We start from the raw sequence: 24,761 nt of genomic DNA, 5'->3' as shown, positions 1-24,761 counted from the left end.
GATGACGACGACACCTAAACAAGCCGGATTTAGTATGCCACCTGAATGGCATCCTCATGCAGGTTGCTGGATGGCGTGGCCCTGCCATCAAGACACCTGGGCACTCATCGGATTTGAGCGCGCACGTAAGGCTTATGCGCGTGTGGCTAAGGCCATTGCACAATATGAACCGGTGACAATGCTGGTTAACCCCGGTGATGAAGCATCCGCCCGGACATTGTGTGGAGAGCAAATTCGGCTAATAACCCTACCTATTAATGACTCTTGGACTCGAGACACTGGCCCTACTTTCTTAATCAATGCGCAAGGTGAATTAGCAGGAGTGGATTGGATCCACAATGCCTGGGGAGGCAACTACAACGATTGTGCATTAGATAATCAAATTGCGGGAACAATCATTCATGAAACCCAGGCGCGCCATTTTAAAGCCCCTTTAGTGATGGAAGGTGGCTCATTTCATGTCGATGGTGAGGGAACTGTCCTAACCAGCAAAGAATGCCTATTGAATGCTAATCGTAATCCCCATTTGTCTCAAGCTGAAATTGAAAATTACCTTTATGACTATCTTGGTGCACAAAAAATCATTTGGTTAAATCGCGGGTTGATTGGTGATGAAACCGATGGGCACATTGATGAAATTGCCTGTTTTGTCGCTCCCGGCAAAATACTTTGCTTGATTACTCCTGATGAGCAAGATGAAAACTATTCTATTTTGCAAGAAAACTTGAAAATCCTTCAATCGGCGACCGACGCCAAAGGGCGCCCTTTGGAAATCTTCACTGTCGAACAGCCTCCAGCAACCTACGTGGAAAACGAGCGCCTAACGTTGTCTTATATTAACTTCTATTTGGCTAATCAGGGCATTGTGATGCCTGCCTTCGGTTATGAGAAGCAGGATAAGGCAGCTTATCAACTCTTCTGCGAGCTCTTCCCCAACCATCACATCACGCAACTTAATGCGCTGGATGTGTTTGCTGGGGGAGGAGGGATTCATTGCATTACACAACAACAGCCAGCACTATGAGGGTAAAAGGGGTGTTCGCTCCTCGTGTACAGGACTGTTCAACATGTTTTTACCCCATTCAGTGAATGTTCTCCAAAAATAAAAGGGATTATCTGACGTTTTTGGCAGCTCTTCTTGTATTGGCACGCTTTGTCGTTGAGTCAAGGCTAAATAATTTGCAAAAATACGGGGAAAACTGGCTTTAATCTGCTGTAACGTCATTTCCTTAGGAAACTCAATGGCATAAACATCGTTGCCCCTTGCGCTTTTTATTATCTTCCCATCCTCCTGAAGCGGCGCATCAAATAAAAGCCAACGCGAAATGTCCCATATTTTATCACCCAACTCATCCCATAAGGAATCATCATCGACGAATAGCATTATTTCGCTATTATTCCGATAAAATTTACTATAAATAAAGTCCGTTGGAGTCGGATATTGCGACAAAAAATTCTGAATTATTTCTTCTTCACTGCCAGAAAAAATAAGACCAGAATGACAGTTAGGATGCGTGTTATCGGCTAAAAGATAAACTTTTTCTACTGCAAATTTTTCAAGATTTTTACCCTTCATAGCAACAGGCCCCGAGTGGGGGATGGTTATTGTCCGACCATTCCCTGCCGTGTAAACCACAGGCAAATTCTCAACAGCCCTCACTATATGGCCCTCTACCAGAAAAAGGTGGCTTTTTTCTTTAAGGGTTCTCATTGCATCTTTAAGTTCATACCCGTACACTTTGCTTACTTGCTGGCCTTGTTCAGCGCGGCGAAGCCTCCGGTAATTAAGAGGTATGGTATTTTCACTCAGCCATTCTTTTGTTACTTCGAATGAAATGAGGTTGTTAGAAGCATTTAGACTTTTATGAATTCGCCATAAGTCAGAAAATTTTACTCTTAGATCACTTAAGTGCAGTGTGTTTGGGAAAAAAACGGCATAAAGCGTTTGAGGGGCATGGTTTTTATAAGTATCAGGTAAAGTTCTTCCTATCGATTGGTATGCATCATTGTTGTCTTTTTGGTGAAGTTTCCAGATTACAATTTCAGGATCTCCAGATCCTTGTTCTTTGCGATGTTGTTGATAATAATGATCGATAGATTCTATAGCAATATCGATTAGCGTCGATGGGAATAAAAGGGAGAGGGATGAAGCAGCCTGAAAACGTTTACTTTCAAAAAAGTGACTCACGGAGCCATATTTTGTTATAAATTCTTCAGCTAATTGCCTACCCTGTGGCGAAGCATAGAAAAAAACCCCTGTCTTTTGACGCTGTAGTTCTTGCAATTGCCCTTGCACGTGATTATACAACTGTTCTTCCAATTGTTTTTGCTCTTGCAATGTTTGATGCAATTGCTCTTGCGATTGCTTGTATTCTTGCAATTCCGATTGCTGTTGCTCTTGCTCTTGCAATTTTTTTTGCTCTTTTTGATGTGCTTCAAGCCTTGCCGCTGTTCGACTGATTTGCTCTTGCAAAGACGTTGCTTCCACAGTGAGTTCTTCAATCTTCTTAGACAGTTTCTCATCTTCTAAGAAAAGAATAGCTGTAGTATCTCGGCCCTCTGGAGCGATTTGATTGCAAGGGATAGAAAGCATCTGCCCGTTGGCCCCTACCAATACCGTTTTAATTCCCTTAGAGACCTGACCGTCATTGACGAATAATGGAAGGAGGCACCAGTTACCCACTTCGGTATTCGATGATGCATCATACCGTCTTCCATACACTTGTTCCCCTTCCTCACTCTTTGTAGGTCCGAATCGGATCGAGGTCGTATTTATTTCTAACCAATCCGTTTTGACATGCAATTGGGTTATTTTTTCTGGCATTATGATTCCTAAAAGCTATAAGGGAGGACCATTATACTCAATAGTATGTAGATATTTCCTATAGTGTGAATAAAAAAAATCCACCACCTTCATCCGAGCAAAAGGGAGGGAGATCCCTCACTACGTTCGGGACGACAATACCACCGTCATCCTGAGCAAAAGCGAAGGACCTCCCAACTCTTGGCAGTAATCCCACCAAGGTGATCCTTCGCTTCGCTCAGGACGATACCACCGTCATCCTAAGCAAAAGCGAAGGACCTCCCAACTCTTGGCAGTAACTCCACCAAGGCGATCCCTCAATAAACCCAAGACGAAATAACCCCCGCGGGTAACTCTGACATTTTTTTATTGACAAGCGGTAATGAATACCTAAAGATTTTACTTCAGATTCATGACAATAACTCTCAATCAGCAAGGATAGTCATAATGAAGTCAGTCGTGTGGGAACCAAAGCAGCCAGAAAAAACCCGAATGTGGCAATTCATGCGTTTTGCCGAGCAAACACACCAAATGCAATTTAAAAACTATCAAGAACTGCATACCTGGTCTACCAATAACCCAGCGCATTTCTGGCAAGCCCTGATTGATTTTTTTAAAATGTCGTTCACAACTCCTGCAGAGGAAGCGCTTAATCACTATGATCACATGATTAACGCAAGATGGTTTAGCGGAGCAACGTTTAATTTTGCTGAAAAGCTATTATCTCGAAAAGATGAGCATCCAGCGTTAATTAGCATTAATGAAAGCGGCGACCGGCACCTTTTAACTTATAAAGAACTCTATGAACTGGTTGCCCGTTGTGCGGAAGGGTTAAAAAAAGCAGGCGTCGTCGCTGGCGACCGAGTGGCGGCCATTATGCCCAATGTCTCTTACACGATTATTGCCATGCTTGCCACTACTTCGATTGGTGCTATTTGGTCTTCCTGCTCCCCTGATTTTGGTCCGCAAGCGGCTCTCGATCGATTAGGGCAAATTGAACCGAAAGTTCTTTTTATTTGCGATGGCCATCAATATTTGGGCAAAACCCATAATGGCGGTCCGAAAATTATTGAAATGAGTAAAGCAATTCCCACCCTGACTAAAGTGATAGTTTGCCCTATTATTTTCAGTCATCCCGACTTAAGCTCGGTGGAGACAGCAATCTTTTGGGATGAGTTTTTAGAGCCTGCGAAACGGTGTGAATTTAAACAACTCCCTTTTGATCACCCAGTGTATATTCTCTTTTCATCAGGCACAACCGGAAAACCTAAATGCATCGTCCATGGTGCCGGTGGTACCTTATTGCAGCACATTAAAGAACTGGGTTTACATACCGATCTCACTGCCACAGACAACCTTTGCTTTTACACCACATGTGGCTGGATGATGTGGAATTGGATGGTATCTGCGTTAGCTTTAGGGACAACATTAACGCTTTACGAAGGGGCGCCTACGTTTCCTAAAGCAGATCGGCTTTTTAAACTCATTGATGATGAAAAAATTACCGTTTTCGGTACCAGTGCTAAGTTTATTTCCTCAGTCGAAAAAGCCGGAGTCCTCCCCAATAAAAAATTCGCTTTGAACTCATTGCGCGCCATTCTTTCCACCGGTTCACCTTTGCTCCCTAAAAATTATGATTTTGTGTATCAGCAAATTAAACCTGATGTGCAACTGAGCTCCATTTCTGGCGGTACTGATATTGTTTCTTGTTTTGCTTTAGGTAATCCTATCCTTCCTGTTTATCGCGGTGAACTACAATGTCTTGGGTTAGGAATGGCAGTTCAAGTCTTCGATGAGCAAGGACATGCCGTTCGCAAAAAACGCGGTGAGCTCGTTTGCACTAAACCATTCCCTTCTATGCCTGTCAGCTTCTGGAATGACCCTGAGAAAAAAGCGTATTACCGTGCTTATTTCGAGCGTTTTGAAGACGTATGGGCTCACGGTGATTTTGCTGAAATTACGCAACACAATGGGCTTATCATTTATGGACGTTCCGATGCCGTATTAAATCCAGGAGGCGTACGTATCGGTACTGCTGAAATTTATCGCCAAGTGGAAAAAATTCCTGAAATTTTAGACAGTATTGTTATCGGGCAGAATTGGCAAGAAGATGTTCGAGTTGTTCTTTTTGTAAAATTAAAAGATGGCTTAGAGCTTGATCAATCGCTTGAAGACACGATTCGTCAAACCATACGCCATAATGCCTCCCCCCGCCATGTCCCAGCTAAAATCCTCCAAGTTGCTGATATTCCGCGTACCATCAGCGGTAAGATCGTTGAAGTAGCCGTGCGTCAAGTTGTTCACGGGGAAGAAGTGCAAAATGCGAGTTCTCTTGCCAATCCCGAGGCGCTAAAACACTTTAAAAATCGCAAAGAGTTAAGTGAGTAAAATACACCTAAGCAATTTTATTCTAAGGGATGGAAACAGCATTCTTTCAATTTTCGTCTATACTAAAAGCGGAGATATCCAATAAATACAGTGATTTGCTACAAACTCAGTCAAGCAGTAATAAGGAGATGTTCATGTACGACAAGAAAGGTATCAGCAATGGAATAGTTGCTGGGGTGGTAGCTGGTATCGTGTTCGCCTTTTTTTTAATTCTTGGCGGGATGACAGAAACTTTAGGTAGTCTTATTGGTTGGCCAACCAAGCTTGGTGGCTTGATTGTTCATTTTATTGTGAGCATCATTGCTGGTATTGCCTTCGCACTTATTTTAGGCTGGCTAATTCATTCATGGTGGTCTGCAGCGTTTTTGGGACTCTTATTTGGTGTAGCAATGTGGATTGCAGGTCCAATGACTTTATTGCCCAGTATAGCTGCCGGTGCCCCTTTGTTTTCTAAATGGAATTTTGCAGGTATTCAAGCCAATATTCCTCCCTTAATCGGCCATCTGGTTTATGGCCTGGTGCTCGGACTTGGTTATTGTTTCCTGAAAAAAGGAAAATTGCATAAACTCAAGAAACCAAAGCTGTGATTTTGCCACAATCCTAACTAGATGAATTAATTTATTTATAGTATTATGCAGCTTTGCGCCGATTTGAAACTCAGCTTGCGGGCGCTCACTTGTATGGCTTAATTACCATGCACTTGTAAATACGGCTAAAGCGGGTGGGTATCCCTCCCTCACTGTTGTTAGCACCCCGCATTCTGTATACCTAGGTTGATGTGATGATTGAATTAAGCGGGTTAACAAAATCCTATAATGAAACAGTTGCTTTGCGCGACATTAATTTATTTATTCAAGAAGGTGAGATATTTGGCATAATTGGAAAAAGTGGTGCTGGCAAATCCACCTTATTGCGTACCATTAATCTCTTAGAGCAACCCGATAGCGGGGAGGTCATTGTTGATAATCAGACCATTACCGAACTACCACAGAGCAGTTTACGTAAAGCCCGTCATAAAATGGCCATGATTTTTCAGCACTTCAATCTACTGAACTCCAAAACAGTCTATGACAATATCGCTCTCCCCATGCGTATTCAGGGGATTGATGAGGAAAACATTAAAAATAAAATTAATGAATTACTGCCCTTGGTAGAACTCTCAACAAAAGTGGATGCTTACCCACACCAACTCAGCGGTGGACAGAAACAGCGTGTAGCCATTGCTCGCGCCTTAAGTTGCTCACCTAAAATTTTGCTCTGCGATGAAGCCACTTCCGCTTTGGATCCTGAAACAACCAATTCTATCCTTAAATTACTGAAAAAAATTAATCAACTCTATGGAATAACCATCGTATTAATCACGCACGAAATGGAGGTGGTTAAACGGATTTGCCATCGTCTTGCCGTGATGGAAAACGGTGAAATTGTCGAAACGGTTGCTTTATCCAATGTCTTTGCCAACCAGGAAAGTATTGCAAAAGCAATGCTTTACGCCCAGTTAAGCCCACAATTACCTGTTTGCTTAAGCTCCAATATCTCGAGTATTCCCAACGATAAACCTTTATTACGTTTGTTTTTTCAAGGTGAAACAGCAACCGTGCCTTTCATTAGCAAAACGAGTCGTGAGCTACACCTGGATATTAATATTCTACTCGCCAACATCGACCGGTTTGATACGATTACCTGCGGTGTTTTAGTCGTCGAATTAACAGCAAATGATGTTTTATTAAAGCAATTTATTGCACGATGCGAAGAAGCCAATTTAACTGTGGAGATTTTAGGTTATGTCACTGACCATGTTCTATGATTTGCTAATAGCCAGTGGTGAAACGCTCTACATGGTTATTGCCAGCACATTATTTGCTATTTTGCTCGGGCTACCCTTGGGCACGCTGCTTTTTACGAGCAACAAAATTAAGCCTCATCCCTGGCTCAGTCGGTTCATTTCCGGATTAATCAACATAAGTCGTTCTATCCCTTTCATTATCTTGCTGGTGGCTTTGATTCCTTTTACTCGATTTTTGGTCGGAACTTCCATTGGAATTCATGCTGCCATGGTACCTTTGACTTTAGGCGCTACTCCTTTTTTTGCCCGTTTAGTCGATAATGCTTACCAAACACTACCCTACGGTTTAATCGAGGCAGGTTCTTCCATGGGAGCCAGTACTTGGCAGATGATTCGTTTTATCCTATTGCCTGAGGCTTTTCCCGCTCTAATTCAAGCTGTCACAGTGACAGCAATTACGCTCGTGAACTATTCGGCCATGGCGGGTACAGTGGGTGGAGGCGGTTTGGGTGATTTGGCCATTCGCTATGGCTATCAACGCTTTAATGTCGTGATCATGTTAGCAACGGTTTTAATTTTAATTATCATTGTGCAGTTACTGCAAATGGGGGGGGATCGATTGGCGCGTCATTATTCGCACAATTAATCCATCTTATTGCGATAACCCTATTTCTGGGAGATTTTTAATGCGTATTTTCAGTGTTTTTATATTGTTAATCAGTTTAGTCGCTTGCAACAAGCCTTCTCCGAATACGTTGACGATAGGGACTATTGCAGGTCCCGAGACTGATTTAGTGGAAGTAGCAAAAGAGGTCGCGCAAAAACAGTATGGTTTAACCATAAAAATTGTTGAATTTAACGATTACAATTTACCGAATGAAGCGCTCCAAGACGGCAGCTTAGATGCTAACGTTTATCAGCATTTACCTTATTTACAAGCCTCTATTAAAGCGCATGGTTATAACCTAGAACCCATCGGCAAAACGTTTGTTTATCCCGCAGGAATTTATTCCCATAAAATCAAATCGCTCGCTCAATTACCCGAGCGCGGCACTGTTGCAATACCCAATGACCCCAGCAATGAAACGCGGGCTCTGCTACTATTGCAAAAGGCTGGCTTAATCAGCTTAAAAAATGCAAGTATGGTTACTGTGGCTGATATTACCAATAATCCTAAACACCTCGCCATTAAAGAACTCGATGCCGCACAGCTCCCTCGAGTTTTAGACGACGTTGATGCCGCAGTCATCAACACCACGTTTGCTATTCCAGCGGGCTTAAGCCCTTCACGCGATGCCATTTTTATCGAAGGTAAGGATTCACCTTATGCCAATTTAATTGTGATTCGACGTAATAGTGCTAAAAAACCGCAATTGGAAGAATTTGTTAAAGCAATGAATTCACCCGAAGTAAGCCAGAAGGCGAAAGCTCTTTTTGGAGATTCAGCAATACCCGCTTGGTAATTGCCAAGCTTAAGCATCAGTTAAGCATTTAATGTTATACTTTTTATATGCTGTATGCGCGCAAACTCATTTAGCAGGTGAAACATGGCGGATCTTGACGTTAAAAAAGACCTTGAAGCAGAAAGTACGGTTGAAAAAAAGAGAGTTTATAACTACTACATACGCAGCCTGAATGATAGCGGCGGCTTACCCAGTACTAACAATTTTAATGATTTCGAGGCAAATCGTGTAAAAGGCGTTGACGGTTTTGCTAAAATTAAAGCACCCGGTGGCGGAACCATTGCTGAAAAATTAAAAGCAACTGACCCCAGAGAGGCGCCTCTAGCCAAAGTTAAAATCGAAACTGCACTTGAGGAGTCCGATCCATATAAAGCGGCAAGAAAAACATTCAACACTAACTTGGCTAATTTAAATACTCTCCTGCGATCTGGAAAATACACTCTTTGTGACGCAGCTTCTTATTTATTAGAAGCCAAAAATACTGCTGTAAGCGCAATAAAAGCACAACAAAAACAAGAAAAAGATAACCTAGACAATCTTTTTCAGGATGATGCATTTCGGAATGAAATGAAAATGAGCCTCAGCTGTAGTGATGCTCAACTCAATTCCATTAAAACTGAAATGATGTCAGAACTGGCTAAATCCCAAAATGAAGAACTGAAGAAATTTGAAAAATCATTACAAGATAATTCCAATACCCTCTTTAAACGGGCTGAGCAAGAATGGTATCGAATTAGTTTTCTGGGACAAAGGCGTGGCGTCTCGGATAAAGTAAAGAAAGAGATTGACGCCCTTCACTCAAACGCAAATCAGCATGGTGAAAACCTGTCTATTGAAACAGGTAACAAAGGATCCGCAAGGCTCAAAAATGTAAATCCCAAAGATTTACAAACTCATATCACACTAACAGGTAAAACGCTTCAGGCGGGTGAAGATGGTTCTCTTAATACACAGTTCGGACGATGGTTCCAAACTGACGCGGATGTCTATGAGACTATCACTAGCATGGCCGAAGAGATGAAAGCGCGTGGATGCGAATCAATCACCATTCGTGTCAATAATTCCACTGATCCTAAGCTCGCCGAAGAAATTGGTCGCAAAGCGTATGAATCTGCTATTTTAGCTGGTTTTGATCCGAAAAAAATCACTATTCTTGTTAATGGTGACCCTAAATATAAGCATGATGACAAAGGCAAACCTGAGAAGACTGATTTATTTAAAGAATACCCTCAACGGCTTAAATTTGCTCAGGAAAAAGCAATTAAAATAGCCGCGAATAGGGATGTAGCACTCAAGGATCCTGCTAATCAAGCTAACTTGAAAAACGAACTGCAGAAACTTCGACAAGAGCAGGAAGCGGCAGAGCAAGCTGCTCCGGCTAATCCGCAAGTCCCTTAAGCTGCTCCCCATACTGAGCAAAATACTGTCATCCTGAGCAACGCGAAGGACCTCCCAACTCTTGGCAATAACCCCACCAAGGAGATCCTTCGCTTCGCTCAGGACGACAATACCCCTGTCATCCTGAGCAACGCGAAGGACCTCCCGACTCTTGGCAATAACTCCATCAGGGAGATCCCTCACTACGTTCGGGACGACAACACCACCGTCATCCTGAGCAACGCGAAGGACCTCCTAACTCTTGACAATAACTCCATCAGGGAGATCCCTCACTACGCTCAGGACGACAATACCACTCACTGTCATCCTGAGCGAAGCGAAGGACCTCCCAACTCTTGGCAATAACTCCATCAGGGAGATCCCTCACTACGTTCGGGACGACAATACCCCTGTCAACCTGAGCAACGCGAAGGACCTCCCAACTCTTGGCAATAACTCCATCAGGGAGATCCCTCACTACGTTCGGGACGACAATAACCTGTCATCCTGAGCAACGCGAAGGACCTCCCAACTCTTGGCAATGACTCCATCAGGGAGATCCCTCGCTACGTTCGGGACGACAACACAACTCACTGTCATCCTGAGCAACGCGAAGGACCTCCCGACTCTTGGCAATAACTCCATCAGGGAGATCCCTCACTACGTTCGGGACGACAATACCCCTGTCATCCTGAGCAACGCGAAGGGCCTCCCAACTCTTGGCAGTAACTCCATCAGGGAGATCCCTCACTACGCTCAGGACGACAACACCACCGTCATCCTGAGCAACGCGAAGGACCTCCCGACTCTTGGCAATAACCCACCAACAAAATCCCTCACTACGTTCAGGACAATATCCCCACAAAGGATAACTGCACTTTTATTTCTACCTAATTGCTGTTCTCATTTGATTTATCTTAAATAATCCAGATAAAATTGATTTTAAAATTCTAAGGATTGAGGGAGCAGATCTACTTGATATCAAGATCTCTATTTGCAAGGCGCATTTTTTTGGGATTTTTAGCTCTTCTCGTTGCGATGCTTGCCTTCTGGTTCATCCTTACTCACAGCACAGGACCGAAACCGATAAAGAATACCTCTCCTTTACTTCACATCGGTGGGCGCTTGGTTATTCCTCCAGAATCTCCCCTGCGTCGATTCATTGTGATTAAACCGGTAGTAGAGCAATTAGTCATCACGCCTTTTACCCTCCCAGCCATTATTGAAGCTGATCCCGCTAAGCTTGCGAGAGTGCAACCTCCTCTTTCAGGACGCATAGTAAGTCTCAATAAACGCCTCGGCGATTCAGTCCAGGCAGGAGATATTTTATTTACTATCGATTCAGCTGATCTCGCTCAGGCACTGAGCGATGTAGAGAAAGCAAAAGCCAGTTTAACTTTTGCTGAGGCGAATCTTAAGCGTCAACAACGATTAAGTGTTTCCAACATCAATGCTCGGCGTGAACTACAGCAAGCCCAAAGCGATTACGAACAAGCGATGAGTGAATTACTCCGTGCTAATGCACGATTGAAAGCACTCAAAGTCGAAAACATGAACATCAAAGACAATGTACTGGCCGTTCGTTCCCCCATTTCTGGCCAAGTCACTGAATTAAATGCAGCGATAGGAAGCTATTGGAATGACATCACAGCACCTATTATGACAGTAGCAAATTTATCGACTGTGTATATTGATGCAAGTGCCCAAGAGAAAGATCTAAAACACCTTTATGTAGGACAGGATGTGGATGTGGTGATCGACGCTTATCAACAACATTTTCGGTCCAAAATTGATTACATAAGCCCTATGCTCAATCCCAATACCCGCACCGTCGAAGTGAGCATGATCTTTGAAAATAAATTGGGACTATTAAGACCTAATATGTTTGGTAAAGCGATTTTCCTAAGCCAACCGCATAAACGGATCGTTCTCCCTTTAACCACCGTTATCCAAAGAGGATTTGATAGCATCGTGTTTGTTGAAGTCGCCCCCTGGCAATTTGAACCTCGTTTACTCGAGCTTGGTCCACAACTCAATGATAAAGTTGAAGTGCTTTCTGGGCTCAAGGCGAACGAACGAGTTGTGGTCAAAGGGGGAATTATACTCAATGGTTGAAACTATAGTCAGGCAATGCTTTCACCGGCGTGGAATTGTCGCTCTCGTCTTTGTCTTTATTTGCTTTTATGGCTATTACTGCTGGAAACAAATACCGCTTGAGGCTTATCCTGATATTGCCCCTACGACCTCACAAGTCGTCACTCAGGTTAATGGCCTTGCCGCTGAAGAGGTTGAACAGCAAATTACCATTCCTTTAGAACGTGAAATTATGGGAACACCTGGTATAAGTATTATGCGCTCGCGAAGTACTTTTGGGTTATCTCTAATTACCGTCGTTTTCCAGGATGGTTCCGAAGATTATTGGTCACGCCAACGTTTATTGGAACGCATTAATAACGTCAATCTCCCTTATGGCGCACAACCTGGTTTGGATGCGTTAACTTCGCCCATCGGTGAAATCTATCGCTACACCTTAGACTCAAAAACACGAACTTTACGTGAATTATCTGAATTACAATTTTGGAAAGTAATTCCAAGACTCAAGCAAGTTCCTGGAGTGACCGATATCACCAATTTTGGCGGTGTCACTACGCAATTTCTTCTTGAATTTGATCCTATTAAATTAGCCAAATACCATCTTTCGCTTGGAACAATCATTCAAGCGATTAATAACAACAATGCGAATGCCGGCGGAAGTATAATGGTCCGCGGCGAACAGGGTATTGTCGTGCGTGGTGTCGGTTTAATCCGCAGCTTAGAGGATTTTGCAAATACCCAGGTTACACAAGACAAGGGCGTACCCGTTTTTATAAAAGACATAGGCAAAGTGACTCTGGGTTATAAACAGCGTCATGGAATTGTGGGTAAAGATAATAATCCGGACGTGATTGAAGGCATCGTATTATTACTCAAAAAGGAAAATCCATCTCGTGTCATGAAAGGAGTCCAAGATGCAATCAATGAACTTAATGAAAAAATTTTACCCAAAGATGTCAAAGTTGTTCCCTATCTTAATCGCAGTGACCTGGTGAATGCGACCGTGCATACTGTCGGTAAAACCCTATTTGATGGGATGACGATGGTCACGCTTGTCCTACTCTTCTTTCTTGGAAGTGTACGCGCTGCCGCCATCGTTGCCATTACGATTCCGATTTCACTCTTAGTTGCTTTTATTTTAATGTATAACTTCAATATCCCTGCCAATCTACTCTCACTGGGCGCCATTGACTTTGGGATTATTGTGGATGGTGCTATAGTGGTCATGGAGAATATTTTACGCCGCCGTGAAGCCAATGAAGAGGCAACACTGACCGAAGAAGAAGTATTAAAATCCAGCCTACAAGTCACTCAGCCTATTTTCTTTGGTATTTTGGTGATTATTACCGCTTATTCCGTGCTTTTCGCGTTTCAGCAAATCGAATACAAATTATTTTCACCAATGGCTTTTGCGGTGGGTTTTGCCTTAATCGGTGCCTTATTAGTGGCGCTAACACTAATCCCAGGATTAGCTTATTGGGCTTATCATAATCCCATAAAAATATATAAAAACAGAGCCCTCAACTGGTTGTTGCCTCGTTATGAAGCCTTATTAAGGCGATTAATCGGTCGAAATAAGCTCGTAGTGAGTCTTTTTGCAGTGACGCTAGTACTCGTTACTTTTTTTGGCATGTGGATAGGCCGTGATTTTTTACCTTACTTGGATGAAGGATCCATCTGGCTGCAGGTCACTTTGCCTCCAGGTATTTCGTTAGAAAGGGCAACCGAAATGGCCAATGAAATCCGTTCAGCCACTTTAGAATTTAAGGAAGTGGATCATGTTATTTCTCAAGTGGGACGAAATGACGAAGGAACGGATCCATTTACGCCCTCTCACATTGAATGCGCAATTACCCTACATCCTTATAACACCTGGAAATCAGGCTGGACTAAACAAGATCTGATCAGGCATCTTTCTGAACGGTATATGGAATTAGCCGGAGTCCATGTAGCCTTTTCCCAGCCTATGATAGATGGGGTATTGGATAAAGTAGCGGGTGCACACAGTGACTTAGTGGTAAAAATTTTTGGTAATAACCTTATTGGTGTACGCAAAATTGCCAATTCTGCGGTACGGATTTTGAGATCAGTGCCTGGAGCTAAGGATGTGATTATCGATCAAGAGCCTCCTATGACCGAATTTCGTATCGACGTGGACCGCAAAGCGATCGCGCGATTAGGAATTAATATCTCAGATATCATGGATGTGATTCAGACAGGCATAGGCGGGAACCCCATTACCAAAATTTATATTGAAGATCGCAGTTATGATGTCACCGCGAGATTCATGCCCAGTACGAGAAGTAATCCACAAGCAATAGGTAATCTTCTTCTCACTGCAAGCAACGGTGCGCAAATTGCATTGTCACAGCTCGCGAAAATTAAATTCATTGAGGGTCAAACGACGATCACACGTGAAATGAACAAACGTCAACTCACCGTCCGCCTCAATCTTCGCGGACGAGATTTAGCTTCTTTTACTGAAGAAGCACAAAAGCGGCTTGAAAATGAACTTCATTACGACCACACCCGTTACCAAATCACTTGGGGTGGCCAATTAGAGAATCAACGTAGAGCTCAAGCACGCCTCGCAATTATTATTCCAATGCTATTAGGACTGATGTTCGTCCTTTTATTCTCCCAATTCGGCAATTTGCGCCAACCCGGATTAATTCTTTCGGCGGTTCCCTTGGCCATGGTCGGCGGCTTAATTGCTCTTCTGGCACGAGGAATGACCTTCAATGTATCCAGCGCAGTCGGGTTTATTGCTTTATTTGGGGTAGCTGTTCTTAATGCGATTATCATGATTGCTAATTTAAACCGCTGGCAACGACAACCAGAGATCAGCAGCTTAAAAGAAGCAGTCGTTCATGGGGCTAAGGAGCGCATGCGACCAGTGTTAATGACAGCGACTGTCGCCGCGATTGGTATGATTCCTGCGGCTTCTGCACATGGACTTGGTAGTGATGTACAGCGCCCTTTAGCAACAGTTATTGTTGGAGGCTTAATTACAGCAACAGCCCTCACCCTCATTTTATTACCTGGTTTGTACTATTTAATTGAAGAACGATTTCTGGCCCGTAAAGCAAAAAAAGCAGCCAATTCACAAGGGAAGAAAGAGCCATGATAAGCGTTTGGGTAAAAAGGTTTAATTCCTGCTTATTTATCCTACTTACCCTGTCCGTCAGCGGGTGCAAATTGGGTCCTAATTTTTTACGCCCTCCTCCGCCGGCTGTAAACCGTTATACTGACCAACCGATCCCTTTGCGTACCGCTTCAGCACCAACGACAGCGGGAAAAAGTCAATGTTTCGTTATTAATAAGGACATCCCTGCTGAATGGTGGGAAATTTTTCACTCCGAAACGCTTAATCAATTAATTAAGGAAGCACTACTCACAAATCCCGATTTGCGTGCAGCTGATGCCGGATTACGCATTGCTCAGGAAACCGCTTTAGCTCAGCGCGCTGTTTTTTGGCCCCGAGTTGATGCTAATTTGAATGTGACACGTCAAGAAACAGCACATACTTTAACGCCAGTTGTCTCGACCAATTCCTTTTTTTACACTTTAATTACTCCTCAACTCACTGTTTCTTATGTACCTGATGTCTTTGGCTTAAATCGACGTCAAGTTGAATCATTAGAAGCACAGGTAGCGAGTGAAGTTTTTCAGCGAGAAGCGCTGGCTTTAACCATTACCACGAATATTGTGATGGCTGTTGTTCAAGAAGCGTCCTTACGTGCCCAAATTCAAGCGACTCTTCGCAGTATTGCAATCGGTAAGGAGCAGCTTCGATTATTGCGTATTGAACATAACACCGGAGAGATTGGCTTAGAAGGCGTTGCCGCGCAAGAAGCGGCCTTAGCACAACTTGAAACCAATCTTCCCCCCCTACAAAAACAACTGGCTCAGCAACACCATTTAATTAGCGTACTTTGCGGACACTTTCCCAGTGAAATATTACTTAAATTTGATCTGAATAAACTGCATTTACCCAGCGAATTACCTTTTAGTGTCCCTGCTGCTCTTGTAGAACAGCGTCCTGATATTCGTGCTGCGGAATCACAAATTCATGCAGCCAGTGCACTGATTGGTGTGGCTATTGCCCAACGTTTTCCTAATATAGTATTGACCGCCACAGGCGGTTCAGCTGCGTTGACCCCAGAGATGCTATTTAATACCAATACACTTTTCTATGCTTTAACAGGAAACGTAGCTCAAACTGTCTTTGCAGCAGGCATGCTAAAACATAAACAACGTGCCGCAGTTGCCGCCTTTAAACAAGCCGACGCGCAGTACCGCAGTGTTGTTCTGTCTGCATTTCAAGATGTAGCTGATACACTAAAAGCGATTCAATTTGATGCGACCAATCTAAGAGCAGCGCAAAAAGCCGTTCAGGCTACTCGCAGAAGCCTTTCGATTGCCCAACAACAATGGAAAGCCGGGGAAGTAGGCTACTTAGAAGTACTTAATGCTGAACAAGCCTATCAACAAGCACTGATTACTCTCATCCAAAACCAAGCTAATCGCTTTGTCGATACAGCAGCCTTGTATCAAGCGCTTGGTGGCGGTTGGTGGAATCGAGGAGCAATAAAAACAACGACTATTGTACAAAGAGATCATTGCGCGGAGAAACCCAAGAGAGGGTAATCATTAGACAGGATAAACGCATCTATAGGGATATAAAACCAAAAATCGACGTTCCGCGCTTTATGCAACACCGCATAAAGCGCGAGAAATAGGCAAAAAGAAAGGGATTTATGTTCAAAAATTAGAGAGTTTCCTTGGATCATTAGATCTATTGCTTGAGTGATTAAACGTGGTATATTTATTAGTTGTATATCTGGATAAGGAATTCCATACATGAAACCTGTAAATGCCTATCTAAAAACTAACATTGCTACTCAAGTCATTCTTATTCTCTTTTTACTCATTTTCTTACTGAATGAATCTTATGCTAAAGCGGGATGCTGTGCAAACCATGGCGGCGTAGCGGGATGCAATTCTTCTGCAGGATTTCAAAAATGCAACGACGGTACCACGTCACCGACATGTGCATGTGGAGATACGAGTACGTCTAAATCCACAAATACCTCTGGCACGACCAAATCTAAATCAACCAGTACTTCTGACACGACCCAGTCTAAATCAGCCAGCACCTCTGGTAAGACCAAATCTAAATCAACGAGCACCTCTGGTAAGACCAAATCTAAATCAACCAGCACCTCTGGCAAGACCAAGTCTAAATCAACCAGCACCTCTGGTAAGACCAAGTCTAAATCAACCAGCACCTCTGGCAAGACCAAGTCTAAATCAACCAGCACCTCTGGCAAGACTAAATCTAAATCGACCAGTACTTCTAAATCCTCAAGCAAGAGCAAATCTAAATCAAAGAGTACCAAATCAACAAAATCACCTACAACCATCTCTGCAAAAACTAAATCAACAGAAACTCAATCCACTGCAGGAGTGCAATAAATAGTAAGTAGGTAGCCCGGGGTGTAGGCGTAGCCGTAACCCGGGAAATCAAAAAAGAAAGCCCTGGGTACGGCTACGCCTACACCCGGGCTACCTAACTACGCCCAAAAAAGCGTCTAAATGAGTGTGTTTAACCCGCACTTTAAGTCACACCCTATCAAGATTGAATTTTTGCCTTACCTTTTATAATCTTGATACACTACGACAAAACTTTCGCTCTACCAATGATTATTTTATCGCTTAAATTTAAGATAGAAAGAAACAACTATGCTAAATAAAGAAGCAACGAAAGAGAGCTCCCAAGCAACAACAAAAGAATTTTCTAAGAATGTAGCAAGCCTAGCACCCATTAAATCAGACATAAGGACAAAATATTGCGTGAATTGATTAATACTATACCTTTTTGGTGGCTCATGATCGCTAGCATTGTTCTATTTGCTAGTTTGAGCTATTTTTCCTCAAGATTATCAACCCATTTGATTTCTATCTCTAACGATAAAAAACATCGAGCTCTTGTTCACACCTCGATCAATATTCTTAGCACTGGTTTTTTTATCTTAATTGCTTTCGTGATCATCAATACATGGAATTACCTCATGGAAGCGAGAAATGTGACATCCAAAGAAGCGGATTCTCTTGCTTTGCTCTTTCACAATATTTCACAATTTCCTGAGGAAAATAGAGTAAATATTTTTAATGCTGCTCGCAATTATCTTGTTTCTGTCAGAGTTAATGAATGGAAAGCAATGAGAAAAGGGGCTACAAATCAATCCTCTTGGAATAATTTGGAAACATTGTACGGGGAACTACAACACTATAAACCCCAAACACCTCATGAAACCCTTTTCTATTCTCAAGCCATTTTAAATGTGAATAATATTATCGAGGCCCGAAGAGGCAGAGTTAACAAACTCGACAGTGTCATCCCCAGACAAATCTCTGAATCGCTTATTGTAGGTACGATTTTTCTTACAATATTCATTGGACTTATTAGGGCAAGAAGCGATTTAATTTCAAATATTCCCATCTTCCTTTTTGCGATGTGCCTCGCTTTTAATTTGGCTTTAGCATTAAGTTTTGATTATCCCTTCTCGGGTAGCATCTCGGTGAGTAACAAATTATTTTACCAAGGGATATTAGGTAAAATCCCTGATTGATACGTTAAGTTAGCGCAAAGACAGGCGTAACCGTAACCAAAGATTTTCTTTTGATTAAAGGTAAGCGCTCCAGCACTATCCCTAACCCGGACTCTACCTGACTGAGTTATCCTTTCCCCTTACTCCTTCATTGAGGGATGGGGGAAGAATTTACTTCATCTACCGGTGAATCCACATCACGCTCACAAGCCTCTGTTGGTTTTTGCTCATTCAATAAATCCTGGCTAAAAAACCCTAAATTAGTGTGAAAATGAGCATAATAATTCATCTTCCATTCAGGTCTTACGGAAGCGACTAAAAGAGCAAGGCCTGCTACTAAACAAACGAGAGACACAACTAAAATGGCCAACGGAGGGTTAGCGAAAAAGAAAACTGTCAAAGGAGCAAGCACAGCTGCAGCTTCCATCCCAATACCCAATGTTATTAGCCCATTTCTGTATCGCTGTTGCGTGATAATTTTGAGGTCAATTTTTTGTTGAAATTCGTTTAATTGATCAATTATTTTTGACTTATCAGGAGCCGTAGATAGTGAGGCTTCAATGATGTCACAAATTTGATAAAGTTCGTTTAATGATAGAAGGTTCTTTAGATAAATATAATTTAAATTATCAAAGAGAGCCGTTAAATTTTCTTTTCTACCCCATAGCCCTAAATCTTCGTCTGGAAGCCTATCAATATACGCCCAGAATTGGAGTAGAAAGTTAGTCAATTTAACCGGTGCCTGCCTTTTTGCCATAGCACTCCCTCTATTTAGCAATCAAAAAAGTCGTATTATATAAAAAGGGCTAATGATTATCTATCAATTAGCCGCTACCGCCAGGAATTATTTGGATTGATATTGAACTTCTGATCGTCTTAATTTTCAGAAAATGACAATGGATTATAGCTATCAAACCGCACTGTTTTACCGGAAACACTGGACGTTGGTTTTAAAAGTGGCGGCAAATGTTGTGGCCATTTGATTACTACCCTTTTTAGCACTTTGGTTACAGCAAACTCTAATAATTCAAGCACATCGGAATCAGCACCAATAAGCTGCTGCAAAGCCTGCATGTCCTTCTTAACCAATGCCGACTTATTGCGCTGTGGGTGCATTGGATCAATATAGATCACATCAGGATGGTCTTTCTCTTCAAGATGCCGCAGATAATCCAGGGCATCAACGTGGCATAGCTTAAGCTTTAACACTTCTTTCGAGTGCTCATCTTGGCGTTCTAAAGCGTCCCTAAGCAAAACCGCCATCACCGGATTGCGCTCAAGCATCAATACTTCAGCACCAAAACTAGCAAGCACTGCTGCGTCCCGTCCCCAACCTGCCGTCAAGTCAATGACCTTAACACCAGGTCCTGGTTTGCAAGCACGAACAAGTCCTTGTTTCTTGCCTGCATCCCGCCGCTTTTGCCACGTTTTACTGGAAAAATCAGCAAATAAAGCAGCAAAATTCCCCATTTTCAGCTCTAACCTATCTGCTGTCACAAGCAGCTGCTGCTGTGCATGATTATCAATGGGGAGATGCAGTTGCTCTTGCAATTGCGTTGCTTTGGCGAAAAGTGCTTCCGATTCATAGCCGATTGCTAATGCGTTCATGGATTAGCCAACAGCTGATCTACACATTGAGCAAGTGAATTAAAAACAGGAACATGAAGATAAGCTTGCAATCCAACTCGATCGGTCATAGGTGATAGAATCATCATAGGAGTCGCTCCAGCCGCTTCAGCGGCTTGAATATCGGAAACTCTATCCCCAATAAAGGGCACCCCAGTTAAAGAACAATTCAAACGGTCTGCTAACGCTAAAAGCATGCCTGGTCGTGGTTTACGGCAAAAACAATTTTCGTATGGCATGTGAATACAATATTCAATCGCTTCGATTTCCCCCCCTGCTTCATGCACAAGGTTAAGCATTTTGCCATGAATAGCAGCGAGTTCCGCTTCATCATAATACCCGCGGGAAACACCGGATTGATTGGTTGCAACCCCTATCCGGTAGCCCGCTTTTGTCAAACGCGCGATGGCCTCAATACTGCCCGGGATAGGGATGAATTCTTCGGTAGACTTGATGTAATGCAGCGAGTCTTGATTGATTACACCGTCCCTGTCTAAAAGCACTATCCTACTCATAAATTTAATTGTAATAAAGAAATGTCAGCCACACCCTGCAGTAATTTTTGTAACCGTGTGAGTAAATTGAGGCGATTTTTTTTAACTGCTTGATCATCCACCATTACCATGACATGTTCAAAAAATGCATCCACAGGCTCTCGTAAACTCGCCAATTGCGTGAGAATTCTACCATAGTCTTCTTTTGCATACAGGGGTTTAACCATGTCCTCCATCGCTTTAAGATGAGCAAAAAGCGCCTTCTCTGCTCCCTCTTCAAGCAAGCCTTCGTTAATCGCTTCAACTTTCGCTTCAGAATGTTCGGCCTGCAGCAATATATTGTGTACACGTTTGCATGCTGCGGACAACACCGCGGCTTCAGGCAAATTAATAAAAGTAGCTAATGCATTGATGCGTTTATCGAAATCATAAAGCCAATCTTCCTGCCGAGCACGTACAGCCAAAACCAAATCCGCGGTTAAACCATGCCCATGATAATAAGACTGCATACGCTCTAAGATAAACGGTTTTAGTTCATTAGCAATTAACGATTCCGCTGCGGGTAAGGTGTTGCCATAAATTTGCAACGTTTGCGCGATTAAGTCGACTAATTTGAGTTGAGTAGGAATAGCCATTAATATACGAACTACAGCTAAAGCATGGCGACGCAATTTAAAAGGATCTTTCACACCAGAAGGTTTTTGGCCAATCGCGAAAATACCGACTAGCGTATCCAATCGGTCTGCTAATGATAATGCTAATCCTAATTTGGACCCAGGCAGTTGATCCGCTGCGAAACGTGGCATGTATTGCTCATTTAAAGCAATAGCGACCTTCTCAGGTTCTCCATCGTGCTTGGCATAATAATAACCCATCAGTCCCTGTAACTCAGGGAACTCACCCACCATCCCTGTCATCAGGTCGCATTTACTGAGTTCTGCTGCCCGAGCTGCTTGTTGTTTATCTAACTCGAGCGGTTCCGCCAAAAATTCCATCAGTGCTTTAAGACGAACGGCTTTATCGTGCAAACTCCCTAACTGGGCTTGGAAAACAACTTTCGCAGTGGCCGGAATATGGTGACTTAATGGGTATTTTTTATCTTGACGAAAAAAGAAAGCAGCGTCACTTAATCTTGCTCGCATTACTTTTTCATTGCCCGCAGAGACTTGAGAAGGATTTGAGCTGTTAATGTTAGCGACTGTAATAAAATGAGGCAGCAATCGGCCTGAACTATTTCTCATAGCGAAGCATTTTTGATGAGCCTGCATCGCCGCAATTAACGCTTCCGGTGGTACTTCTAAAAAATCCTCTTCAAAATTGGCCAATAGCGCCTGCGGCCATTCAACAATAGACGTGACTTCATCAACTAACTCATCAGGCATCACTGCTTCGGCATTATAATGAGCAGCAAGCTCTTTTACTTGAGAGATAATTAAAGCACGTCGCGTACTAAAATCGGCAATCACATAAGCATCTCGCAATAAGGATTCATAATCTTTCGCTTTATCGATTTTAGTCGCTTGTGGGTGATGAAATCGGTGCCCATAAGTATAACAGCCCGCACTCACGCCTAAGAGAGTACAATCGACCACCTCGTCGGCATACAACAAAACCGCCCAGTGAACCGGGCGGGCGAACTCATGATCACCACTTCCCCAGCGCATGGGCTTCGGAATAGGTAAATGAGCTAACGCTTGGTTAACCATGGCGGGTAATAGGTCTCTTGTTTTTGCTCCCTGAGTCACTGTTTCGTGAATCAGCCATTCACCTTTCTCTGTTTTGCTAATTGTCAAATTTTCAACACCAACACCACACGATTTCGCAAAACCCAGTAAGGCCGAAGTTGCTTGTCCATTAGCATCATAAGCCGCCGCTAAAGCAGGTCCTCGACGAGATACTGTCTGACTTGGTTGTTCCTCTTGCAATTGATCGATTAATACAGCGATGCGCCTTGGAGTGGCAAATTTTCGTACTTCTCCATAACGAATTTGTGCTTTATCGAAAGCCGCGAGTAAATGAGTCGCCAATGCATCCGCCAATGGCCAAACCGCGCCTGAGGGAAGTTCTTCACAACCTAATTCAAATAAAAAATCGTTTGCCATTACACACCCTTCTGCATAGGAAAACCGAGCGCTTCACGCGCATCATAGTAAGCTTGCGCTACAGATCTCGATAGATGGCGCACTCTTAAAATAAACCGTTGTCGTTCTGTCACCGAGATTGCTCGTCTTGCATCCAGCAAGTTGAACGCGTGAGAAGCTTTCATAACCATTTCATAAGCTGGCAATGGAAGATTTAAAGCCACTAACTTTTGGGCTTCCGCTTCATAATAATCAAACTGCTGAAATAAAACATCCACATTGGCATGTTCAAAATTATAAGCTGACATCTCCACTTCATTTTGATGGAAAACATCGCCGTAAGTGATTAAGCCATTGGCTGTGTAAGCCCAGGGTAAATCGAATAAATTATCAACGCCCAGAACATACATCGCAATTCGCTCAAGACCGTAAGTTAACTCACCGGTGATGGGTTTGCAAACAAGTCCTCCTACTTGCTGAAAATAAGTAAATTGGGATATTTCCATCCCATTTTGCCACACCTCCCAACCCAAACCCCATGCCCCTAAAGTCGGTGACTCCCAATTATCTTCCACAAAACGAATGTCATCAGCCAAGGGGTCAACCCCTAAGGCGCGTAATGAATCAAGGTATTTGTCTTGAATATCCAGCGGTGAAGGTTTTAGCACCACTTGAAACTGATAATAATGCTGTACTCGATTAGGATTCTCACCGTAGCGCCCATCGGTTGGTCTTCTAGAAGGCTGTACATAAGCAGCAGACCAAGGCTCTGGTCCAATTGCGCGTAGAAAAGTCGCGGGATGAAATGTTCCCGCGCCCACTTCCATATCCAAAGGTTGCAGTATGACGCAACCTTGGGCAGCCCAAAATTGCTGTAACACTAGGATAATCTCTTGAAAAGTCGTTGGTTTTGTCATTTTTATCTCAAAATACGAACACAGCTGTAGAACAGGGATTTCAAAATCCTCAAATTTCGTCAAAAAACATATCAGGATGCACTATGTTAACACAATTGCCAACCTTCCTGCGAAACAGGTTCGATGTCATTGAACATCGGAGTAGGTTGAGCCTTGCCCCATTAATTTTAGCCAGGGGTAGCCCAATGCTGGCGCACCGGGCCCCTGACTATTTATATCGCTCCCTCATGGTCGTGGCTCAGAGCTTAATTAAATGGGAGTGGGCCAAGGGCCCAACCTACAAATTAAGAATTTGCACCTTCTTTCTTCACTAATTCCTGTAAAGACTCTTCACTTGCGGCACCAGGTATGAATGCGGGTGAGCTTCCCTCTTTCAGCTTACCATCTGAAGTTCCAGCAATAATAAAGGCCGGTGTACCCATTAAGTGCAGCTTTTCTGCTAATTGGCGATTCGCCTCGAGCGCATCACTGACCGTTTGGCTAGACATATCTGCTTTAAATTTCTTCATATCTAGACCTAGGGATTTCGCCGTATCCATAATAATTTGATCATTTAAACGATTTTCCTGCTTAATTAAAGCATCGTGCATCGCCAAATACTTGCCTTGCATTGCGGCTGCCAGAGCAGCTCTTGATGCTGAATCAGAGCTCTTACCAAAAATGGGGAACTCTTTATAAACAACGCGTAGATTAGGATTTTGTTTCACTAAATTGCTAATAACAGGTGCCATTTTCTTGCAATGAATGCATTGATAATCAAAAAACTCAACCAGCGTGACATTGCCTTTGGAGTTGCCGGCTAAAGCAAGATTATCATTGAATAACTGGCTTGCGTTTTCTTTAATAGCAGCCTGAGCCTGAACTTGCATCGCTTGTTGTTGTTTTTGCTGTAAGGCTTGAGAAGCTTCAAGTAAAACTTCAGGATTATTAATTAAATAATCATGGATAACTTGCTCAATTTGTTTTTTTTGATCCGCAGGCATTGCATTGTCATTGTTAGTATCCGCGGCAAGTGCAACAGGCACCGTCATGGCTGAAATTAATGCACTCGCTGTTAATAAATTTGTAAATTTCACACCTAATCCCCTTAACGATAAGTAATCAAAATTATTTGCCCA

Annotated in this window: 20 protein-coding genes; 11 read left to right on the top strand and 9 right to left on the bottom strand. The window is 43.0% G+C overall.

Annotated features, from left to right (window positions below; genetic code table 11):
- Window position 1: 1 nt before the first annotated feature.
- Complete coding sequence (gene aguA, locus B5D33_RS00255; RefSeq protein WP_058451536.1) at window positions 2–1,024, top strand: agmatine deiminase; 1,023 nt, start codon at window positions 2–4, stop codon at window positions 1,022–1,024.
- On the opposite strand, the gene B5D33_RS00250 is transcribed toward aguA, so the two are convergent.
- Window positions 1,019–2,824: a hypothetical protein gene (locus B5D33_RS00250; RefSeq protein WP_058451535.1), complete on the bottom strand. Its 1,806-nt coding sequence runs from the start codon at window positions 2,822–2,824 to the stop codon at window positions 1,019–1,021. The two genes, aguA and B5D33_RS00250, sit on opposite strands and share 6 nt — an antisense overlap.
- Before the next feature lie 426 nt (window positions 2,825–3,250).
- Here B5D33_RS00250 and B5D33_RS00245 point away from each other — a divergent pair, with 426 nt between their 5' ends.
- The 6 genes from B5D33_RS00245 to B5D33_RS00220 all read left to right on the top strand — a co-directional run bounded on the left by B5D33_RS00245 (window position 3,251) and on the right by B5D33_RS00220 (window position 9,838).
- On the top strand, window positions 3,251–5,191 hold the full coding sequence (locus B5D33_RS00245; protein WP_058451534.1) for an acetoacetate--CoA ligase: 1,941 nt from the start codon (window positions 3,251–3,253) through the stop codon (window positions 5,189–5,191).
- A gap of 134 nt (window positions 5,192–5,325) precedes the next feature.
- Window positions 5,326–5,778, top strand: a complete 453-nt coding sequence (locus tag B5D33_RS00240; protein WP_058451533.1) for a hypothetical protein — start codon at window positions 5,326–5,328, stop codon at window positions 5,776–5,778.
- 194 nt (window positions 5,779–5,972) lie between these two features.
- Window positions 5,973–6,998 carry a methionine ABC transporter ATP-binding protein gene (locus tag B5D33_RS00235; RefSeq protein WP_058451532.1) on the top strand — a complete coding sequence of 342 codons (1,026 nt, stop codon included), beginning with the start codon at window positions 5,973–5,975 and terminating at the stop codon, window positions 6,996–6,998.
- Window positions 6,976–7,623, top strand: coding sequence for a methionine ABC transporter permease (locus B5D33_RS00230; RefSeq protein WP_058451531.1), 648 nt, complete (start codon window positions 6,976–6,978; stop codon window positions 7,621–7,623). Before B5D33_RS00235 ends, B5D33_RS00230 begins: the two co-directional genes overlap by 23 nt.
- Before the next feature lie 40 nt (window positions 7,624–7,663).
- A complete protein-coding gene (locus B5D33_RS00225) occupies window positions 7,664–8,440 on the top strand; it encodes a MetQ/NlpA family ABC transporter substrate-binding protein (RefSeq protein ID WP_058451530.1) in 777 nt (258 codons plus the stop codon).
- Window positions 8,441–8,524: 84 nt separating this feature from the next.
- Window positions 8,525–9,838: a hypothetical protein gene (locus B5D33_RS00220; RefSeq protein WP_058451529.1), complete on the top strand. Its 1,314-nt coding sequence runs from the start codon at window positions 8,525–8,527 to the stop codon at window positions 9,836–9,838.
- Window positions 9,839–10,367: 529 nt separating this feature from the next.
- On the opposite strand, the gene B5D33_RS00210 is transcribed toward B5D33_RS00220, so the two are convergent.
- Entirely contained in the window at window positions 10,368–10,682 is a 315-nt protein-coding gene (locus B5D33_RS00210) for a hypothetical protein (RefSeq protein ID WP_078767270.1), read from the bottom strand.
- A 146-nt stretch (window positions 10,683–10,828) separates the two neighbouring features.
- Between B5D33_RS00210 and B5D33_RS00205 the strand changes: the two genes are divergently transcribed.
- From B5D33_RS00205 to B5D33_RS00195, 3 genes are read left to right on the top strand one after another with little or no spacing between them, the layout of a single operon-like run.
- A complete protein-coding gene (locus B5D33_RS00205; protein WP_234802414.1) occupies window positions 10,829–11,932 on the top strand; it encodes an efflux RND transporter periplasmic adaptor subunit in 1,104 nt (367 codons plus the stop codon).
- Complete coding sequence (locus B5D33_RS00200; RefSeq protein ID WP_058450931.1) at window positions 11,925–15,038, top strand: efflux RND transporter permease subunit; 3,114 nt, start codon at window positions 11,925–11,927, stop codon at window positions 15,036–15,038. The genes B5D33_RS00205 and B5D33_RS00200 overlap by 8 nt, the downstream gene beginning before the upstream one ends.
- On the top strand, window positions 15,035–16,561 hold the full coding sequence (locus B5D33_RS00195; protein WP_058450930.1) for an efflux transporter outer membrane subunit: 1,527 nt from the start codon (window positions 15,035–15,037) through the stop codon (window positions 16,559–16,561). The genes B5D33_RS00200 and B5D33_RS00195 overlap by 4 nt, the downstream gene beginning before the upstream one ends.
- A 368-nt stretch (window positions 16,562–16,929) precedes the next feature.
- Here B5D33_RS00195 and B5D33_RS00190 read toward each other — a convergent pair whose 3' ends face one another.
- Complete coding sequence (locus B5D33_RS00190; RefSeq protein ID WP_058450929.1) at window positions 16,930–17,337, bottom strand: hypothetical protein; 408 nt, start codon at window positions 17,335–17,337, stop codon at window positions 16,930–16,932.
- Between the two features lie 426 nt (window positions 17,338–17,763).
- Between B5D33_RS00190 and B5D33_RS00185 the strand changes: the two genes are divergently transcribed.
- Window positions 17,764–18,546 (top strand): bestrophin-like domain, encoded by a 783-nt coding sequence (locus tag B5D33_RS00185; protein WP_058450928.1) that lies wholly within the window; start codon window positions 17,764–17,766, stop codon window positions 18,544–18,546.
- Window positions 18,547–18,673: 127 nt separating this feature from the next.
- Here the strand turns inward: B5D33_RS00185 and B5D33_RS00180 are convergent, their stop codons facing one another.
- From B5D33_RS00180 to B5D33_RS00155, 6 genes are all read right to left on the bottom strand, one after another.
- Window positions 18,674–19,282: a hypothetical protein gene (locus B5D33_RS00180; protein ID WP_058450927.1), complete on the bottom strand. Its 609-nt coding sequence runs from the start codon at window positions 19,280–19,282 to the stop codon at window positions 18,674–18,676.
- A 119-nt stretch (window positions 19,283–19,401) separates the two neighbouring features.
- Complete coding sequence (locus tag B5D33_RS00175) at window positions 19,402–20,133, bottom strand: class I SAM-dependent methyltransferase (protein WP_058450926.1); 732 nt, start codon at window positions 20,131–20,133, stop codon at window positions 19,402–19,404.
- Window positions 20,130–20,666 carry a D-glycero-beta-D-manno-heptose 1,7-bisphosphate 7-phosphatase gene (gmhB, locus tag B5D33_RS00170; protein ID WP_058450925.1) on the bottom strand — a complete coding sequence of 179 codons (537 nt, stop codon included), beginning with the start codon at window positions 20,664–20,666 and terminating at the stop codon, window positions 20,130–20,132. The genes B5D33_RS00175 and gmhB overlap by 4 nt, the downstream gene beginning before the upstream one ends.
- Entirely contained in the window at window positions 20,663–22,747 is a 2,085-nt protein-coding gene (gene glyS, locus B5D33_RS00165; protein ID WP_058450924.1) for a glycine--tRNA ligase subunit beta, read from the bottom strand. Before glyS ends, gmhB begins: the two co-directional genes overlap by 4 nt.
- Complete coding sequence (glyQ, locus tag B5D33_RS00160) at window positions 22,747–23,643, bottom strand: glycine--tRNA ligase subunit alpha (protein ID WP_058450923.1); 897 nt, start codon at window positions 23,641–23,643, stop codon at window positions 22,747–22,749. The genes glyS and glyQ overlap by 1 nt, the downstream gene beginning before the upstream one ends.
- A gap of 284 nt (window positions 23,644–23,927) precedes the next feature.
- On the bottom strand, window positions 23,928–24,719 hold the full coding sequence (locus B5D33_RS00155) for a DsbA family protein (protein ID WP_058450922.1): 792 nt from the start codon (window positions 24,717–24,719) through the stop codon (window positions 23,928–23,930).
- Window positions 24,720–24,761 lie beyond the last annotated feature (42 nt).

This window comes from Legionella maceachernii, from assembly GCF_900167045.1.
GTDB classification, from domain to species: domain Bacteria; phylum Pseudomonadota; class Gammaproteobacteria; order Legionellales; family Legionellaceae; genus Tatlockia; species Tatlockia maceachernii.
Note: the sequence above shows the minus strand (reverse complement) of the source record. Positions and strands in the feature narration are given on the sequence as shown.